This window comes from Roseixanthobacter psychrophilus (assembly GCF_043195195.1).
GTDB lineage: Bacteria > Pseudomonadota > Alphaproteobacteria > Rhizobiales > Xanthobacteraceae > NCEH01.
In genome coordinates, this window is the sequence record NZ_JBAFWT010000024.1 from 38,410 (window position 1) to 55,037 (window position 16,628).

12 protein-coding genes and 1 riboswitch are annotated in these 16,628 nt (G+C 66.1%); of the genes, 7 read left to right on the plus strand and 5 right to left on the minus strand.

Translation table 11 applies throughout. From position 1 onward, the window contains the following. Positions 1 to 47: 47 nt before the first annotated feature. Positions 48 to 1,049 carry an Hsp33 family molecular chaperone gene (locus tag V5F77_RS18970; RefSeq protein WP_429006906.1) on the plus strand — a complete coding sequence of 334 codons (1,002 nt, stop codon included), beginning with the start codon at positions 48 to 50 and terminating at the stop codon, positions 1,047 to 1,049. Between the two features lie 40 nt (positions 1,050 to 1,089). Here V5F77_RS18970 and V5F77_RS18975 read toward each other — a convergent pair whose 3' ends face one another. The 3 genes from V5F77_RS18975 to V5F77_RS18985 form a co-directional block, all read right to left on the minus strand. Next, a complete protein-coding gene (locus tag V5F77_RS18975; RefSeq protein ID WP_429006907.1) occupies positions 1,090 to 2,586 on the minus strand; it encodes a TrkH family potassium uptake protein in 1,497 nt (498 codons plus the stop codon). Between the two features lie 14 nt (positions 2,587 to 2,600). Beyond that, positions 2,601 to 2,993, minus strand: coding sequence for a Co2+/Mg2+ efflux protein ApaG (apaG, locus tag V5F77_RS18980; protein WP_429006908.1), 393 nt, complete (start codon positions 2,991 to 2,993; stop codon positions 2,601 to 2,603). A 105-nt stretch (positions 2,994 to 3,098) separates the two neighbouring features. Continuing rightward, positions 3,099 to 4,286, minus strand: a complete 1,188-nt coding sequence (locus V5F77_RS18985) for an O-succinylhomoserine sulfhydrylase (RefSeq protein WP_429006942.1) — start codon at positions 4,284 to 4,286, stop codon at positions 3,099 to 3,101. 60 nt (positions 4,287 to 4,346) lie between these two features. Next, positions 4,347 to 4,426: riboswitch (SAM riboswitch) on the minus strand. Between the two features lie 34 nt (positions 4,427 to 4,460). Between V5F77_RS18985 and V5F77_RS18990 the strand changes: the two genes are divergently transcribed. After that, positions 4,461 to 5,618, plus strand: coding sequence for a 2'-deoxycytidine 5'-triphosphate deaminase (locus V5F77_RS18990; protein WP_429006909.1), 1,158 nt, complete (start codon positions 4,461 to 4,463; stop codon positions 5,616 to 5,618). A 74-nt stretch (positions 5,619 to 5,692) separates the two neighbouring features. On the opposite strand, the gene V5F77_RS18995 is transcribed toward V5F77_RS18990, so the two are convergent. After that, complete coding sequence (locus V5F77_RS18995) at positions 5,693 to 7,963, minus strand: FUSC family protein (protein ID WP_429006910.1); 2,271 nt, start codon at positions 7,961 to 7,963, stop codon at positions 5,693 to 5,695. A 136-nt stretch (positions 7,964 to 8,099) separates the two neighbouring features. After that, positions 8,100 to 8,408, minus strand: coding sequence for a hypothetical protein (locus tag V5F77_RS19000; protein ID WP_429006911.1), 309 nt, complete (start codon positions 8,406 to 8,408; stop codon positions 8,100 to 8,102). A gap of 300 nt (positions 8,409 to 8,708) precedes the next feature. Here V5F77_RS19000 and zapE point away from each other — a divergent pair, with 300 nt between their 5' ends. The 5 genes from zapE to V5F77_RS19025 all read left to right on the plus strand — a co-directional run bounded on the left by zapE (position 8,709) and on the right by V5F77_RS19025 (position 16,590). After that, the gene (gene zapE / locus V5F77_RS19005) at positions 8,709 to 9,890 is read left to right on the plus strand and encodes a cell division protein ZapE (protein ID WP_429006912.1); all 1,182 of its coding nucleotides are present in this window, start codon (positions 8,709 to 8,711) and stop codon (positions 9,888 to 9,890) included. 220 nt (positions 9,891 to 10,110) lie between these two features. Further along, positions 10,111 to 11,076 (plus strand): malate dehydrogenase, encoded by a 966-nt coding sequence (gene mdh / locus V5F77_RS19010; RefSeq protein ID WP_429006913.1) that lies wholly within the window; start codon positions 10,111 to 10,113, stop codon positions 11,074 to 11,076. A gap of 131 nt (positions 11,077 to 11,207) precedes the next feature. Further along, positions 11,208 to 12,410, plus strand: coding sequence for an ADP-forming succinate--CoA ligase subunit beta (sucC, locus tag V5F77_RS19015; protein ID WP_429006914.1), 1,203 nt, complete (start codon positions 11,208 to 11,210; stop codon positions 12,408 to 12,410). Next, positions 12,410 to 13,294 carry a succinate--CoA ligase subunit alpha gene (gene sucD / locus V5F77_RS19020; RefSeq protein WP_429006915.1) on the plus strand — a complete coding sequence of 295 codons (885 nt, stop codon included), beginning with the start codon at positions 12,410 to 12,412 and terminating at the stop codon, positions 13,292 to 13,294. Before sucC ends, sucD begins: the two co-directional genes overlap by 1 nt. A 341-nt stretch (positions 13,295 to 13,635) precedes the next feature. Continuing rightward, positions 13,636 to 16,590, plus strand: coding sequence for a 2-oxoglutarate dehydrogenase E1 component (locus V5F77_RS19025; protein WP_429006916.1), 2,955 nt, complete (start codon positions 13,636 to 13,638; stop codon positions 16,588 to 16,590). Positions 16,591 to 16,628: the final 38 nt, after the last annotated feature.

Below are 16,628 nucleotides of genomic sequence, written 5' to 3' on the forward strand. Positions count from 1 at the left end.
AACCCATGCAGCACCGGTCGCAAGCCGGTGCTGTCGTATGAGGTGCCATGACCAACGAAACACTCTCCACGCCGCGTGCGGAGGCACCGGACAATACCGTCCTGCCGTTCCAGGTGGACGCGCTCGACATTCGCGGCCGCGTGGTGCGGATCGGCTCCATGCTCGATGCGCTGCTGGTGCATCACAATTATCCCGATGCGGTCAAGCGCGTCGTCGGCGAGGCGGCGGCGCTGACCATATTGCTGGGATCGTCCCTGAAGTTCGACGGCCGCTTCATCCTCCAGACCCGGACCGACGGGCCGGTGGACATGGTGGTGGTGGATTTCGTCAGCCCGGACAAGGTGCGCGCCTATGCCCGCTTCGATGCCGATGCGGTGGCGCAGGCGGAGGCCGGCAATGCCGCCGCTCCCGCCACCCTGCTCGGGCGCGGCCATCTCGCCATGACCATCGACCAGGGGCTGTCCGCCAATCGCTACCAGGGCGTGGTGGCCCTGGAGGGCGAGGGCCTGGAAGCGGCCGCCCACCAGTATTTCCAGCAGTCCGAGCAGATCCCGACCCGCGTCCGCCTCGCGGTGGGCGAGGAGATCAAGCCCGGCGGCGGGCCGTCCGCCTGGCGCGCCGGCGGCCTCCTGGCCCAGTTCCTTCCTGCCGAGGCGGGACGGGCGGCGCAGGGCGATCTGCATCCCGGCGATGCACCCGAGGGCAGCGCGCTCGACGACCTGACCCCGGACGATGCCTGGGTGGAGGCGCAGTCGCTGGTGGGCACGCTCGAGGACGTCGAACTGCTCGACGATGCCTTGCCGAGCGAAGCACTGCTCTATCGCCTGTTCCATGAGCGCGGGGTGCGGGTGTTCGAGCCCCAGCCGGTGATCGCCCATTGCACCTGCTCGCGCGAGCGGGTGTTCGGCGTTCTCTCGTCCTTCAGCCGCGAGGAGCGCGGCGGCATGGTGCAGGACGACGGGCGGATTTCGGTCACATGCGAATTCTGCGGCCGCAGTTATGGCTTCGCGGCCGAGGAAGTACTGGGCGGCGATGACGCGGCGTCCTGACGCCTTCTGACGCTCAAGGTCCGACGTCGCTTCTGGGGGCTCACCGCACCCAGAAGCGCGGCAGCAGCAGCACCAGCACCGTGAGGATCTCCAGGCGCCCGAGCAGCATGGCGAGCGTCAGCAGCACCAGCGCGCCCTCCGGCAGGCCGGCATAATTGCTCGCCGGACCGACAATCGGCCCGAGCCCCGGCCCGACGTTCGCAAGGCAGGCGATGGTGGCCGAGAGCGCGGTGCGCACATCGAGCCCCATGCAGTTCAGCACCGCCGCGACGATGCAGAAGGTCGCGAAATACAGGAAAACGAAGCCCAGCACCGAGGCAACGATATCGTCGGCCACCGGCGCCCCGCCATAGCGGATCGGGAACAGGCCGTTCGGGTAGGAGATGCGCTTGAGGTGTTGGCGGATCGCCTTGGCGGTGATGGCGATGCGAAGCGCCTTCAGTCCGCCCGAGGTGGATCCGGTGCAGCCGCCGAGGAACATCAGCACCAGGAACAGCGCGTCGGAGAGCGGCCCCCAATTGGTATAGTCCACGGCCATGAAGCCGGTGGTTGAGATCAGCGAGGCGACCGTGAACAGGGCGCCGCGAAACGCCACCTCGCCATGCGCCACCCCCTGCACGGTCTGCTGGACGAACGAGGCGAAGGTGAAGGCCGCCACGATCGCCAGGAACAGGCGCACCTCGGAATTGGTGAACAGCCGCGTCACATCGCCCGAGAGCGCGCGGATATAGAGCGGGAACGGCAGGCTCGCCAGCAGCATGAACACCACGGCCACATAATCCACCGCCGGCGTGGTGAAGACCTGGAGCGAGCTGTCGGAATTGGCGAAGCCGCCGCTGGACATGGTGGACATGCCGATGGTCACGGCATTGAACAGGGTGAGGCCCGCGACCGCATAGCTTGCGATACAGGCGAGCGTGAGCAGCACATAGGCCAGCAGCAGGCCCTTGGCGATGGCCCCGGCGCGCGGCAGGAACTTCTCCGATTTGTCGGAGGATTCCATGCGGAACAATTGCATGCCGCCGACGCTCAGCGTGGGCAGGACGGCGATGGCGATCACCACGATGCCGACCCCGCCGAACCAATGCAGCAAGGCGCGCCACAGCAGGATGCCGGGGGTCTGGTCGTCGAGCCCGGTCATGACCGTGGAGCCGGTCGTGGTGAGGCCGGACATAGCCTCGAACACCGCATGCACCGGGCTGAGCCCCGCCTTGCCCCACATGAAGGGAAGGGCGGCGAAGGCGGTGAGAACCACCCAGACCGAACTGGTCAACAGGAACGCCTGGCGCAGGTCCAGCCGGCGGAAATTGGCGCCGCGGCCGGTGACGCACAGGAGGACCCCGACGAAGACGGTCACCGCCGAGGTGCCGACGAACACCTGTTGTTCTCCCGAGCGGGCGGAATAATCCACCAGAGCGGGCAGCAGCATGCTCACGCCCAGGATGACCACCACCGCCCCGAGGGCCGCAGCGATGGGCCGCGCGTCAAGCGGCTGCGTGGCCTCGGCGGAGATGGTGGGAGCCTTGACCGCTTGCATGGGGGGCTAACATCTCAATTGAGGATGCGGCGCATGTCCGGCATGTCGAGGGAGAAAGCCGGGATCTCCACGGAGAAGGATTCGCCCTCCTCGGTCAACATCTCGTAATGCCCGCTCATGATGCCCATGGCGGTCGCAAGCGGCACGCCGGAGGTGTATTCGAAGCGCCCTCCGGGAGGGAGCACCGGCTCCTCGCCGACGACGCCGGGGCCGCGCACCTCTTCCACATGGCCATGGGCATCGGCGATCACCCAATGGCGTGCCTTCAATTGGACCACGCTCCCGCTTAGATTGACCACCTCGATGGTATAGGTCCAGAAAAAGCTGCCTTGCTCCGGGTCCGAGCGCTCCGCCACGTAGCGCGGCGTCGCCGTCACCTGGATCTGGCGCGTCGTCGCCCGATACATCCCAACCCCCTCGTATTCGTCCGTGTCACACACAGTGAACCCGCGAAGCGTCCCGGGCGCAACTGCGGCATGCGGTGGGAGACTCGCGGGGCGGGTGACTCGGCGTCACACCTGCCCCAGGGCCTGCGTGAGGTCGGCGATCAGGTCGCCCGGATGCTCCAGGCCGACGGAGAGGCGGACAAGTCCGTCGGATATGCCCATCTCAGCCCGCGCCTCGGGGGTGAAGCGCTGATGGGTGGTGGTGGCGGGGTGCGTCAGCAGGCTCTTGGAATCGCCGAGATTGTTGGAGATGCGGATCAGCCGCAGCGCGTTGGCGAAGCGGAACGCGCCTTCCTTGCCGCCACCGACCACGAAGGTGGTCAGCGTGCCGCCGCCCTTCATCTGCCGCCGCGCCAGCTCCGCCTGGGGATGGTCGGCGCGGAAGGGGTAAAGCACCTTTTCCACCTTGGAGGAGGTGGCGAGCGCATCAGCGATGGTGGCGGCGCTCGCCTGCTGGCGCTCCACGCGCAGCGCCAGGGTCTCCATGCCCTTCAGCAGCACCCAGGCGTTGAACGGCGAGATGGAGGGGCCGGTCTGGCGCAGATAGGTCTGCAGACCCTCGGTGACGAAGGCTTCCGACGACAAGATCACGCCGCCGAGGCAGCGGCCCTGGCCATCGATATGCTTGGTGGCGGAATAGACCACCACGTCGGCGCCGAGTTCGAACGGCTTCTGCAGCAGCGGTGTGGCGAACACATTGTCCACCACCAGCCGCGCCCCGGCGGCATGGGCGATCTTCGCCACCGCCGCGATGTCGATGATCTCCAGCGTCGGATTGGTGGGGCTTTCCAGGAACAGCACCTTGGTGTTGCTTTTCACCGCCGCTTGCCAGGCATTGATATCGGTGCCGTCCACCAGCGTGGTCTCGACCCCGAAGCGCGGCAGGAATTCCTCGATGATCCAGCGGCAGGAGCCGAACAGCGCGCGGGCGGCCACCACATGGTCACCGGCCTTCAACTGGCAGATCAGCGCGGCATTCACCGCCGCCATGCCCGAGGCCGTGGCACGGGCGGCCTCGCATCCCTCCAGCAGCGCCATGCGGCTTTCGAACATGGCGGTGGTGGGATTGCCGTAGCGCGAATAGATGAAGCCGGGATCCTCGCCCTTGAACCGCGCCTCGCAGGATTCCGCATCGTCATAGACGAAGCCCTGGGTCAAATAGAGCGCTTCCGCCGTCTCGCCATAGGGCGAACGGGTGGTGCCACCCTGAACCAGCAGGGTATCGGGATGGAGGGTGGAGAAATCCGGGGGGATATGGGCCAAGGTCTTCGAGCCTCAACTGAGGCCGAGGACGTGTAGGAAAGGGCGAAATGCCCTTCACGATCCCCGGCCTTTTAGCGATTTATTTAGCGTGGCAGCAAGCCGGCCGGCTCAAATTCACCACGGAACCGCATCAGTTAAAGCGCCTGGCGCCCTTGGCGTCAAGGGATGCGTCCGTTAAACCGAACGCAGGACAGGGGAGGCGGATCGCAGGTGGACCAGCTCAAACCGGGCATCTTGCCGTCACAGGCCATTGCCGCGCTGCACGAGGCCGGTGGCATCGTCGCGAAGCGGCCGTTCGACGACGATCAGATCCAGCCGGCCAGCCTCGATCTGCGGCTCGGCCGCACCGCGTGGCGCATCCGCGCCAGCTTCCTGCCGGGTGCGGGCATCAGCGTGAAGGAGCGGCTGGAGGATCTCGCGCTCCATAAGCTGGATCTCGCGGACGGCGCGGTGCTGGAAACCGGCTGCGTCTATCTGGTGCAGGTGTTCGAGAAGCTGAAGCTGCCGGCCGATGTCTCCGCCGCCACCAATCCGAAAAGCTCCACCGGCCGGCTCGATGTGTTCACGCGCGTGATCGCCGACGGCGCGCGCGCCTTCGATGCCATTCCGGCGGGATATGAGGGGCCGCTGTTCCTCGAAATTTCCCCCCGCACGTTTCCGATCCTCGCGCGCACCGGCTCGCGCCTGTCGCAGGTGCGGTTTCGGCGTGGGGTCTCCCGGCTCTCCGACCTGGAACTGCTGACGCTCCAGCGGATGGAGCATCTGGTGGATGCCGAAAAGCCCGACGTGGTCGGCGGCGGCATCGCGGTGGGCGTGGATCTCGCCGGCGAGGCCTGGGGCGGGCTGCTGGGCTTCCGCGCCAAGCGCCATACCGGAGTCGTGGACGTGGACCGCCGCGCCTTGCTCGATGTCGAGGATTTCTGGGAGCCGATCCGGGCGCGCGGGCGCACCAGCCTGGTGCTGGATCCCGATGCCTTCTACATTCTCGCCTCGCGCGAGGCGGTGCAGGTGCCGCCGGATTTTGCCGCCGAAATGGTGCCGTTCGATCCCCTCGTGGGCGAATTCCGCGTGCATTACGCCGGCTTCTTCGACCCCGGCTTCGGCCATGCCGCGGCGGGCGGAAGCGGCGCGCGCGCGGTGCTGGAGGTACGCTCGCGCGAGGTGCCCTTCATCCTCGAACACGGCCAGACCGTGGGCCGCCTGGTGTACGAGCGCATGTCGGCGCGGCCGACGGCCCTCTATGGCGAGGGGCTCGGCTCCAATTACCAGGGGCAGGGGCTGAAGCTCTCCAAGCATTTCCGCCCGTTCGCGCCGGCCGCCTGATCCTGGAGCGGTGCACGGGACGCGCGAACCGCTCCCGTTCGGGACGGGCCCGCATTCGCTTTACCCGAGCCGCTCTAGGCGGCTTCCCGCTCGCGCTCCCGCACCGCTGGCTTCGCGGCAGGGCGCGCGGGGATGGGATTGAGCACCGTTCCGAGATCGCCCAGCGGCCGCAGCACGGCTTCCGAAAAGCTGAGATAATCGGCGAGGAACGGCAGCAGGCGGCGGGCACTCTGGTCGGTGGCCATCTCCATCGCCACCGAAACCGCGGCATCGAGTTCCGGGGCTGTGCCGGGATTGGCGGCCGGCGTCGCGAGGCCCAAGGCCTGATCGAACGCTGAGAGCGTGCGTGCCCGCGCCGCTTCGAGGATCGTCACGGTCTCCGGCGGCGGCGACAGCGAATCCAGCCGGTGCGCGACATCCTCCAGCAACGCCAGATAGGTGATGAGGATTTCCAGGGTCGAGACCAGGGTCACCACGTCTCCGGCGGAGCGGAAGCCAAGCGAGGTCTCCGCGCCGAGGTGGGGCAGGCGCTCCGACAATTGCCTGAGATCGGCCGACAAGGCGGCGGTGACATTGCCGATTTCTCCGTGCATGCCACCCTTGCGCGGCCAGCAATTGGCGAAGGCGGTGCGACACTGGCTGACCATGCTGACCACCTGGTTGCGGATCTGGTCCGCGACATAGACCGGAAAAACGACGTAGGACACAACCAGCGCCACAATGGCGCCGATGGCGGTTTCATAGATTCGGGCGACCATGCCGTCGGCGCCGAGCCCGGTGACGAGGTGCAGCCCCACGACCACTGAAAGGCCGGTCGCGGCGGAGGCCACGTCGTAGCGGTCGCGCTGGGTGACGAGGCCGATCATCTGGGCAACCAGGCAGAGCGCGGCGAGCAGCCAGACATTCTGGTCCAGCACGATCAGGCAGACGATGCCGATCACCGCCCCGGCGAGCGTGCCGACGGTGCGATAGCGCACGCGCACATAGGTCTCGCCCAGGCTGTTGCCGAGCACGAACATCACCGTCATGGTCGCCCAATAGGCATGGTCCAGCCCGACGATCAGGTCGAGGATGGTGGTGATGGTCGTGGCGACCAGGCCCTGTATGGCCACCGCCGTGTAGAACGGCATGCCCTTCTGCGCCTTTTGCGCGACGGGCGCTGCCGCAGGCTGCGGGGCGCTCAGCGCGTCGGGCGCCGGCGCGTCGTGCCAACAGGCGGGATCGACGCTTTCCAGCCGCGACAGGTCCGTGACGACAAGGAACAGGCGGTCGAACGCCGTCACCGCGCGCAACAGCGCCAATTGCTCCTTCGGGGCGATGTCGGGCTGAATGGCCACCTCGCGCAACCGGCCGATGGCCTTGCGCATGCGCTCGGGCTCGTCGAACGGGTGGCCCAGCCCGCGTTCGAGATGGCGCGCGATCTGGTCGGCGCAGGCTGCCAGCGGCGCGCGCCAGGGGCCCGCCGCCTGCTGCGGCGGGGGAATGCAATCGCCCAGCAATTGGGTCGCCACCCGCAGCCGGTAGACCAGGGACCGCACCGCCTCGATATAGCCGCGCGCCTGGGGGTCCTCGGAGGCGGCATTCACCAGCGCGGCGCGCACCCGGATCTTGATACGGTCCAGCATCTCCGCTGGCGGCGGCGGGACGGTGATTCCCGACCGCACGCAGGCCCCGAGCAGATGAAGATATTCACCGACCGCCTCACCCGCTTCGATCACCGAGCTGGAATAGACCTTCAGCGCGGACGGGCGAGCGAGCGTGAAGCGCACGAGGAACGTGACGATCCCGCCTTGCACGGCCGCCAGCAGAAGCCACGCCGCCTGCATGCGCGTGGGATGCAGCACCGCCGCCACCGTGGCGACGATGATCAAAGCGATGCCGGTGCGCTGCCCCTCCATGCCGAACCGGCGCAGGTACAGGGCGATGCAGGTGAGCGGCACCAGCATCAGCTTCATGCCGAGTTCGTTGGTGGGATCGTTGCCCGGCGCCACCAGCACCACGGCAACCAGCAGGGAGAGGGTCAGCGCGAACAGCTTGGTGAAGCTTCGCGCTTCCGTGCGGCGGCTGGCGGAGGGGGTGAAATTGATCAGCACGAGGGCGGTCATCGCCCCGGCCATGGGAAAGATCACGTCCAGGTTGAGGCCGAGCGCGCGCGAAGTCGCATAGCCGAGGCAGATCACCAGGATGAAGGAGATCGCGAGATGGAGCGCGCGGGTCCTGTCGATGCCGCCGGGATCGTGATCGGAGAGCCAGCGCCCGAGGATGCTGACGAGGGTGGTCGGCTCCTGTGCGTCGGGCAGCAGCGGATTTGGCTTTTCGTTCGCTCCGCCCTGCGGGTCCTGCATCGCTTCCCCCGTGCGATTCAAGGCAATGGATCGCAAGGGTTCATGGCACGCGGAAAAAGTCCAGAGCGTGACGGCGCATACTCCCGACGCGAAGCCGGCTGCCGCGAACGGCGCCGGTCATCCCGTTTCGAGGGCCTCAGCGGACCATGTAGCCGTCGGAGGGCGCGATCATTACCGGCGCGTACTCCATCTGATAGGCCGGCACGTACACCCGCGGCGCCGGCAGGATCATCGTGGAGTTGCGACCCCCCACCGACTGGGACTGCTGGTCCTGGAGCAACATGTAGCCGCCATGGGCGCGCAGATAATCCATCTGCCGCAGCTGGATCTGGCTGTCATTGACCTGGTTGACGGAATCATCGGCCCGTGCGGCGGCGGACATGCCGGAGGCGGCGGCGAGGGTCAAGGCGACGAGGGCCGTGCCGGTGGTGATGAACTTGTTCATGGTTACCTCCTGGGCGCGGGCAAGCCTCCTCCCCTGCGCAAGCTGCGCCCAAAGGGACTTCGGCCCGTATGTTTGATCTGGTGGCGACCCGCTGCGTGGCATCTCGCATGCGAGCCGGTCTAAGAGGGAAACGCGGAAAGCGCGGCTTGGTTTCCTTGATCCGCGTTTTTCGTACCCGGCAGGCGCGGGCCTGCATTTTTTCGCCGTGCCGCACCGCACGCAAAAAGCGTTCAGTTTTTGCCGCGCATGCTCTAAAGCGGCGCAGGTTGCCGGGCGTCACGCCTCGCATCTGGAGGAGATATGATGGCGGCTGGCGCGCGCGTTCTTTCCCGCTACGAAGCCATGGTGCGTGCGGGGGACATTACCTCCGATCCCGCGCAGGCCGCGGTGGTCCAGGCCTTCGCGCGCCTGGAAGTGGAACTGCGCGATCGCGCCCTGGCGCGCAAATCCTCGGCGCTTGGCTGGCTGTTCCACCGCCGCACCCCGACCGCGCCGCGCGGCCTCTACGTCTATGGCGAGGTCGGGCGCGGCAAGACCATGCTGATGGACCTGTTCTTCGAAAGCGTGGAGGTGCGGGCCAAGCGGCGCGCCCATTTCCACGAATTCATGGCGGACGTGCACGACCGGATCTTTGCCGAGCGGCAGGCGCAGAAGCGCGGCGAGCGCAAGACCTCCGATCCGCTGCAGCCGGTGGCCGAGGATATTGCCAAGCAGGCCCAGCTCCTGTGCTTCGACGAGTTCCACGTCACCGACATCGCCGATGCCATGATCCTCGGCCGGCTGTTCCAGAAGCTGTTTGCCGACGGCGTGGTGGTGGTCGCGACCTCGAACGTGAAGCCGGACGATCTTTACGCGGGCGGGCTCAATCGCGCGCTGTTCCTGCCGTTCATCGCCATCATCGACGAGAAGATGGAGGTGCTGAACCTCGACGCGCGCACCGACTACCGTATGGAGAAGCTCGAAGGGCTCCCGGTCTGGTACGAGCCGCTCGACGCTGCGGCCCATGAGGCGCTGGACCGGGCGTGGGCGAAGATCGCCGGGCCGGACGGCGGGCGTCCGACCTCGATCGCCAATCACAGCCGGCAGATCCCGGTGCCGCTCGCCGGCAACGGGGCGGCGCGCTTCTCGTTCGCCGATCTGTGCGAGCAGCCGCTCGGGGCAGGGGATTACCTGAGGGTCTCGCGCGCCTTCCACACGCTGATGCTGGAAGGCATTCCGGTGCTTGACGGCGACCATCGCAACGAAGCCAAGCGGTTCATTTCGCTGATCGACACCTTGTACGACGGCGGCGTGAAGCTGATCGCCTCGGCGGCGGCGGAGCCGGAGAAGCTCTATCTCGGGTCGGATGGGGCGGAGGCCTTCGAGTTCGCCCGCACGGTCTCGCGCCTGCACGAGATGCGCTCGACGGACTATCTCGGCCGCACCCACGGCCGCGCCGATTCCGTCGCCTCCGGCGATACCACCGGCCTCGTGGAGACCTGAGCGCCGCGTCATCGTCGTGTTGTGGGTGTCCCGCAGACTGCAACCTGCGGCTTCGCCCTTGGACCAATTGGCAGTCGCGCGGCGATGGATATAAGCAGAGCCCGGGGTTCGGGCTGCGATTGTGCACTGCGCGCGTCTTGAACCCCTTGCCGGATGGGAGTAGTCAAGCCCCGCTCGGCCTTGGCCGCCCCATATTGCCCGTATCCGAGGACATCCCCCCATGGCGCGCAACAAGATTGCTTTGATCGGAGCCGGCCAGATCGGCGGCACGCTCGCCCTTCTTTCTGGTCTCAAGGAATTGGGCGATGTCGTCCTGTTCGACGTGGCCGAGGGCACGCCGCAAGGCAAGGCGCTGGATCTGGCGGAACTTTCCCCGGTCGAAGGCTTCGACTCGAAGCTCAGCGGCGCCAATTCCTATGAAGACATCGCCGGTGCCGACGTGGTGATCGTCACCGCCGGCGTGCCGCGCAAGCCCGGCATGAGCCGCGACGACCTGCTCTCCATCAACCTCAAGGTCATGGAGCAGGTGGGCGCCGGCATTGCCAAATATGCGCCGAATGCCTTCGTGATCTGCATCACCAACCCGCTCGACGCCATGGTGTGGGCGCTGCAGAAGTCCTGCGGCCTGCCCAAGGAGAAGGTGGTCGGCATGGCCGGCGTGCTGGACAGCGCCCGCTTCCGCTATTTCCTGGCCGACGAGTTCAAGGTCTCCGTCAAGGACGTGACCGCGTTCGTGATGGGCGGCCACGGCGACACCATGGTGCCGCTGATCCGCTATTCCACGGTCGCCGGCATCTCGGTTCCCGACTTGATCAAGATGGGCTGGACCACCCAGGAGCGGATCGACACCATCATCCAGCGCACCCGTGACGGCGGCGCGGAGATCGTCAACCTGCTCAAGACCGGCTCCGCCTTCTATGCCCCGGCGGCCTCCGCCATCGCCATGGCCGAGAGCTATCTGAAGGACAAGAAGCGCGTCCTGCCGACCGCCGCTTATCTCTCCGGCGAATATGGCCTCAAGGACATCTATGTGGGTGTCCCTGTGGTGATCGGCGCGGGCGGCGTCGAGCGCATCGTCGAGGTCGAACTGGACCGCACCGAGCGCGCCAATTTCGACAAGTCTGTTGCGGCCGTTCAAGGCCTTGTTGATGCTTGCCTCAAGATCGCGCCCGATCTGAGCAAGTGAGTTAAGTGCGCGACGGCGGCCTTCGAGCCGCCGTTTCCCTGTCGGGCGGATCAACCGCCGGCTTTGACACTGCCGAAATGTTCCACTCCGCATGGAGTGGGTCACTTCGAAACCCTTAGGGACGAAGCCCCATGAACATCCATGAGTACCAGGCGAAGGCGCTGCTGAAGAGCTACGGCGCGCCGGTTTCCCGCGGTATCGCGGTTTTTAGCGCGGACGAGGCCGAGAAGGCCGCGACCGAGTTGGGCGGCCCGCTCTGGGTCGTGAAGTCCCAGATCCACGCCGGTGGACGCGGCAAGGGCAAGTTCAAGGAGCCCGCGGCTGGCGAAAAGGGCGGCGTGCGCCTCGCCAAGTCGGTGGAGGAGGTGAAGGCCTTCGCGTCGCAGATGCTCGGCAACACCCTGGTCACCATCCAGACCGGCCCCGCCGGCAAGCAGGTGAACCGGCTCTATATCGAGGACGGCTCCGACATCGAGAAGGAATTCTACCTCTCGCTGCTGGTGGACCGCACCACCTCGCGGGTTTCGTTCGTCGTGTCCACCGAAGGCGGCATGGACATTGAGGACGTGGCCCACAACACCCCTGAGAAGATCGTCAGCTTCTCGGTCGATCCGGCCACCGGTGCGCAGCCGTTCCACGGCCGCAAGGTTGCCGACGCGCTCGGCCTCAGCGGCGATCTCGCCAAGCAGGCGGGCAAGCTGACCGACACGCTGTTCAAGGCGTTCGTCGCGACCGACATGGAAATGCTTGAGATCAACCCGCTGATCGTCACCAAGGACAATCGTCTGGTGGTGCTCGATGCGAAGGTGTCGTTCGACAGCAACGCCTTGTTCCGTCATCCCGACCTGGTCGAGCTGCGCGACCTGACCGAGGAAGACGCCAAGGAAATCGAAGCCTCCAAGTACGACCTCGCCTACATCACGCTCGATGGGACCATCGGCTGCATGGTGAATGGCGCGGGCCTCGCCATGGCGACCCTCGACATCATCAAGCTGTACGGCGAAAGCCCGGCCAACTTCCTCGACGTGGGCGGCGGCGCCACGGAAGAGAAGGTGACGGCGGCGTTCAAGATCATCACCGCAGACCCGAACGTGAAGGGCATCTTGGTGAACATCTTCGGCGGCATCATGAAGTGCGACGTGATCGCGCGCGGCGTCCTGGAGGCGGTCAAGGCCGTCGGCCTGGAAGTGCCCCTGGTCGTGCGCCTGGAAGGCACCAATGTTGAACTGGGCAAGCAGATCATCCGCGAGAGCGGCTTGAATGTGATCCCCGCCGATGACCTCGACGACGCCGCGCAGAAGATCGTGGGCGCGGTGAAGAAGGAAGCTGCGTGATGTCCGTGCTTATCGACGCCAATACCAAGGTCATCACCCAGGGCTTCACCGGCAAGAACGGCACCTTCCATTCCGAACAGGCGATCGCCTACGGAACCAAGGTGGTCGGCGGCACCTCGCCGGGCAAGGGCGGCACCACCCATCTCGGCCTGCCGGTGTTCGACACCGTGATCGAGGCGCGCGAAGCCACCGGCGCCGATGCCAGCGTGATCTATGTGCCGCCTCCGGGCGCCGCCGATGCGATCCTGGAAGCCATCGACGCGGAAATCCCGCTCATCGTCTGCATCACCGAGGGCATCCCGGTGCTGGACATGGTGAAGGTGAAGCGGGCGCTGTCCGGCTCCAAGTCGCGTCTGATCGGGCCGAACTGCCCGGGCGTGATGACCGCTGGCGAATGCAAGATCGGCATCATGCCGGGCAATATCTTCAAGAAGGGCTCGGTGGGCGTCGTGTCGCGCTCGGGCACGCTGACCTATGAGGCGGTGTTCCAGACCACGCAGGAAGGCCTCGGCCAGACCAGCGCGGTGGGCATCGGCGGCGACCCGGTGAAGGGCACCGAGTTCATCGACGTGCTGGAGCTGTTCCTGGCCGATCCGCACACCTTGTCGATCGTGATGATCGGCGAGATCGGCGGCTCCGCGGAAGAAGATGCGGCGCAGTTCATCGCGGACGAGGCCAAGCGCGGTCGCAAGAAGCCGATGGTTGGCTTCATCGCCGGCCGCACGGCGCCTCCGGGCCGCCGCATGGGCCATGCGGGCGCGATCATCTCGGGCGGCAAGGGCGGTGCGGAAGACAAGATCGCGGCCATGGAAGCGGCCGGCATCCGCGTCTCCCCCTCGCCGGCGCGCCTCGGCAAGACCCTGGTCGAAGTCCTCAAGGGCTGAACCCACAAAGGCCCGGCGCATCCGCGCCGGGCCGTTCGCCCTTTTTGCGGGCGTGCCGTTCTTCGCGCCACGACGGCACTGCGTGCATAGGGGACACATCCGCCCTGCGGAGAAAGCTGCCAAAAGGACACGGATTGTCCCTTCCGTGCTCCCTGCGGCAGGTTTATGTACGGGGCGTCGATTGTCGCACCTTCGGCTGAGCCGGGGGGGTGCCGATCGAAAGGCGGGGGCCTTTGTCGTCCCTGCCTCAACTTTATGGCAGCGCTCGGCTCTTGGGGCTTGGTTTTCGGCGCGAGTTGCGCTCTTAGACCACGGCGCCAAGGCCATCCGGGATTAAGCCCATGTCGCGTGCGGACCAGAACGAACAGCTTCTCGCCACCTCCTTTCTTTATGGAGGTAACGCTCAGTGGATCGACGACCTCTATGCCCGCTACGAAGCTGATCCAGCTTCGGTGGACGCGCAGTGGCAGAGCTTCTTCGCGGCACTGAACGAAGACCCCGCCCAGGTTCGCAGGAACGCCGACGGCGCCTCCTGGAAAAAGCCGGGCTGGCCGATCCATGCCAATGGAGAACTGGTCTCGGCCCTCGACGGCAATTGGATCGAGGTCGAGAAGAAGGTCTCGGACAAGGTCCAGGCCAAGGCCCAGAAGTCGGGCATCGAGCTTTCCTCCACCGACGTGCAGCAGGCGACGCGCGATTCCGTGAAGGCGCTGATGATGATCCGCGCCTATCGCATGCGCGGCCATCTGCATGCCGATCTCGACCCGCTCAAGCTCACCCCGCCGCGCGAGGCGCCCGAGCTGGACCCGGTGTCCTACGGCTTCTATGAGGCCGATCTCGACCGCAAGATCTTCATCGACAACGTGCTCGGGCTGGAATTCGCCACCGTGCGCGAGATGATCGCCATCCTGCGCCGCACCTATTGCCGCACCATCGGCGTCGAGTTCATGCACATCTCCTCGCCCGAGGAGAAGGCCTGGATCCAGGAGCGCATCGAGGGGCCGGACAAGGAAGTGAGCTTCACCCGCGAGGGCAAGCGCGCGATCCTCAACAAGCTGGTGGAAGCCGAGGGCTTCGAGAAGTTCCTCGACGTCAAATATACCGGCACCAAGCGCTTCGGCCTGGACGGTGGCGAAAGCCTGATCCCGGCGCTGGAGCAGATCATCAAGCGCGGCGGCAGCCTCGGCGTCGAGGATATCGTGTTCGGCATGGCCCATCGCGGCCGCCTGAACGCCCTGACGCAGGTGATGGGCAAGCCGCACCGCGCGCTGTTCCACGAGTTCAAGGGTGGCTCCTGGGCGCCTGACGAGGTCGAGGGCTCCGGCGACGTGAAGTACCATCTCGGTGCCTCGTCCGACCGCGAGTTCGACGGCAACAAGGTCCATATCTCGCTGACCGCGAACCCCTCGCACCTGGAGATCGTCGATCCCGTGGTGCTCGGCAAGGCGCGCGCCAAGCAGGACCAGTTGAAGGACAGCGAGCGCGTGAAGGTACTGCCGCTGCTGATCCACGGCGATGCCGCCTTCGCCGGCCAGGGCGTGGTCGCCGAATGCCTCGGTCTCTCCGGCCTGAAGGGTCACCGCACCGGCGGCTCGATCCATTTCATCATCAACAACCAGATCGGCTTCACCACCAATCCGCGCTATTCGCGCTCCTCGCCCTATCCGTCCGATGTGGCGAAGATGATCGAGGCGCCGATCTTCCACGTGAACGGCGACGATCCCGAAGCGGTGACCTTCTGCGCCAAGGTGGCGATCGAGTTCCGCCAGCGGTTCCACAAGCCTGTCGTCATCGACATGTTCTGCTACCGCCGCTACGGCCATAACGAAGGCGACGAGCCTTCGTTCACCCAGCCGCACATGTACAAGGTGATCCGCCAGCATCCCGGCGTGCTCGATCTCTATTCCAATCGCCTAGTGGAAGAAGGCGTGCTGGAGCCCGCCGAGGCGGACAAGCTGCGCGCCGCATGGCGCGAGCGGCTGGAAGGCGAATACGAGGCCGGCCAAGCTTATAAGCCCAACAAGGCGGATTGGCTGGACGGCCGCTGGGCCGGCTTCAAGGCGATCCACGAGGATGACGATCCGCGCCGCGGCGACACGGGCGTCGCGCTCGATCGCCTGAAGGATATCGGCGCGAAGATCACCCGCGTGCCGGAGGGCTTCACGGTCCACCGCACCATCCAGCGCTTCCTCGACAACCGCCGCAACGCGATCGAGACCGGCGAGGGGATCGACTGGGCGACCGGCGAGGCCCTGGCCTTCTGCTCACTTCTGGAAGAAGGCAACCCGGTGCGCCTGTCCGGCCAGGATGTGGAGCGCGGCACCTTCTCGCAGCGCCATTCGGTGCTGACCGACCAGGAGAATGAGGCGCGCTACAAGCCGTTCAACCATCTCAGCGCCGATCAGGCCAAGTACGAGGTCATCAATTCGATGCTCTCGGAGGAGGCGGTGCTGGGCTTTGAATATGGCTACACCCTCTCCGAGCCCAACACCCTGGTGTTGTGGGAAGCGCAGTTCGGCGACTTCGCCAACGGCGCGCAGGTGGTGTTCGACCAGTTCATCTCCTCGGGCGAGCGCAAGTGGCTGCGCATGTCGGGCCTCGTGTGCCTGCTGCCGCACGGCTATGAGGGCCAGGGGCCGGAGCATTCCTCCGCCCGCCTGGAGCGCTATCTGCAGATGTGCGCGGAAGACAATATGCAGGTGGCCAACGTCACGACGCCTGCCAATTACTTCCACATCCTGCGCCGCCAGATGAAGCGGGAGTTCCGCAAGCCGCTCATCCTGATGACGCCGAAGTCGTTGCTGCGTCACAAGCGGGCGGTCTCCAGCCTGTCGGACCTGGCGCAGGGCACCACGTTCCATCGCATCCTGTTCGACGATGCCCAGTCGCATCCGACCGCGGATTCGGTGAAGCTGGTGGCGGACGACAAGATCCGCCGCGTGGTGCTGTGCACCGGCAAGGTCTATTACGACCTCTATGAGGAGCGCGAGAAGCGCGGAACCACCGACGTGTATCTGATGCGCGTCGAGCAATTGTTCCCGTTCCCGCTCAAGACCCTGGTTCAGGAACTCGCGCGCTTCAAGAACGCGGAAGTGGTCTGGTGCCAGGAAGAGCCGAAGAACCAGGGCGCCTGGGCCTTCGTGCAACCCTATCTGGAATGGGTGCTGGAGAATATCGGCGCCGCTTCCAAGCGTCCGCGTTATGCCGGCCGTCCGGCATCCGCGGCCACTGCCACCGGGCTCATGTCCAAGCATCTCGCGCAACTGAAGGCGTTCCTCGAGGACGCCCTCAGCTGAGGACAGGCTCTCTCGCTCGACAACCCGCCCCAACGAAA

What these genes read in the sequence shown, in the direction of transcription:
- V5F77_RS19025 (WP_429006916.1), top strand. Translation starts at nt 13,636, where the DNA reads ATGTCGCGTGCGGACCAGAACGAACAGCTTCTCGCCACCTCCTTTCTT.
- V5F77_RS18975 (WP_429006907.1), bottom strand. Translation starts at nt 2,586, where the DNA reads ATGCAAGCGGTCAAGGCTCCCACCATCTCCGCCGAGGCCACGCAGCCG.
- apaG (WP_429006908.1), bottom strand. Translation starts at nt 2,993, where the DNA reads ATGTATCGGGCGACGACGCGCCAGATCCAGGTGACGGCGACGCCGCGC.
- V5F77_RS18970 (WP_429006906.1), top strand. Translation starts at nt 48, where the DNA reads ATGACCAACGAAACACTCTCCACGCCGCGTGCGGAGGCACCGGACAAT.
- sucC (WP_429006914.1), top strand. Translation starts at nt 11,208, where the DNA reads ATGAACATCCATGAGTACCAGGCGAAGGCGCTGCTGAAGAGCTACGGC.
- zapE (WP_429006912.1), top strand. Translation starts at nt 8,709, where the DNA reads ATGATGGCGGCTGGCGCGCGCGTTCTTTCCCGCTACGAAGCCATGGTG.
- sucD (WP_429006915.1), top strand. Translation starts at nt 12,410, where the DNA reads ATGTCCGTGCTTATCGACGCCAATACCAAGGTCATCACCCAGGGCTTC.
- V5F77_RS18995 (WP_429006910.1), bottom strand. Translation starts at nt 7,963, where the DNA reads ATGCAGGACCCGCAGGGCGGAGCGAACGAAAAGCCAAATCCGCTGCTG.
- V5F77_RS18990 (WP_429006909.1), top strand. Translation starts at nt 4,461, where the DNA reads ATGCGTCCGTTAAACCGAACGCAGGACAGGGGAGGCGGATCGCAGGTG.
- mdh (WP_429006913.1), top strand. Translation starts at nt 10,111, where the DNA reads ATGGCGCGCAACAAGATTGCTTTGATCGGAGCCGGCCAGATCGGCGGC.
- V5F77_RS19000 (WP_429006911.1), bottom strand. Translation starts at nt 8,408, where the DNA reads ATGAACAAGTTCATCACCACCGGCACGGCCCTCGTCGCCTTGACCCTC.